General features: G+C 51.4%; 2 protein-coding genes. Both read left to right on the top strand.

Features of this window, described 5'->3' with window-relative positions; translation table 11 throughout:
• Positions 1–61: 61 nt before the first annotated feature.
• Positions 62–502, top strand: coding sequence for a helix-turn-helix domain-containing protein (locus ACYVHB_RS32860; RefSeq protein WP_461056322.1), 441 nt, complete (start codon positions 62–64; stop codon positions 500–502).
• A gap of 143 nt (positions 503–645) precedes the next feature.
• A partial coding sequence (locus tag ACYVHB_RS32855; protein ID WP_461056320.1) for a transposase occupies positions 646–1,040 on the top strand: 395 nt, incomplete at its 3' end.

The raw sequence follows: 1,040 nt of genomic DNA, 5'->3' as shown, positions 1-1,040 counted from the left end.
ACTAGTATTTTGACTTGTATTGTTTGGCGGGTATTTTTGGCGTAAGCAATCGCTTACAACTATGAAGAAATACCATGTGACTCTAACTCAGGGGGAACGCCTTCAACTACAGGCCATTATTGCTAAACGCAATGCCAAAAGCCAGGCCGTTAAACGGGCTTATGGCTTGTTGGCCGCTGATGAGAATCAACCTGCCTGGCTCAAAGATGAGCAAATTAAAGTGACCTATCAGATTAGTATTCGCAGTATTGAACGCCTACGCGAAGGCTTTGTCGAGGACGGCTTCGAGTTTGCGCTCAAGGGGAAGAAGCGGGAAAAGTACAAGGATGTTGTTTTTGACGGGGCGGTGGAGGCCCATCTAATTGCCTTGCGTTGTAGTGAGCCACCCGCTGGCTATGCCCGATGGACGGTTCGCCTGCTGGCCCAGCAGATGGTCGAATTGGCGTATGTCGAGACCATTGGGCGGGAGACCGTGCGGAAGATGCTCAAAAAAACGAGTTGAAGCCCTGGCGGGTCAAGAGTTGGGTCATTGCTGAAGCGTCCGCTGAGTTTGTCTGCCAGATGGAAGAGGTACTCGATGTTTAGCAGCGTCCCTACGATCCCAAACGGCCCGTAGTTTGTCTGGACGAAGCACGTCGACAACTGGTGAGTGAAACCCGACAGGGCTTTACAGACCAGCAAGGCATTGCCCATATTGATTATGAATATAAGCGGGAGGGTGTTGCCCAAGTGTTTATGGTGGCCGAGCCGTTGGGCGGTAGGCGGGAAGTGGTGGTTACCGACAGCCACAACAGTCAGGAATGGGCGCAGGTAGTGGGTCATATTGTGGAAGACTGGTATGTTGATGCTGAACAGATTACGTTAGTTCAGAATAATCTATCGGCTCATCGAAAAGCGGCCTTGTACGAAGTGTTCGATGCGCGACGGGCGCGGGCGATTCTACCAAAGATTGCCTTTGTCTATACGCCCAAACATGGCTCTTGGCTAAACGTAGCGGAGATTGAACTGAGTGTGTTAACCCGGCAGGGCCTAACTCATCG

Source organism: Spirosoma arcticum (genome assembly GCF_054779955.1).
Note: the sequence above shows the minus strand (reverse complement) of the source record. Positions and strands in the feature narration are given on the sequence as shown.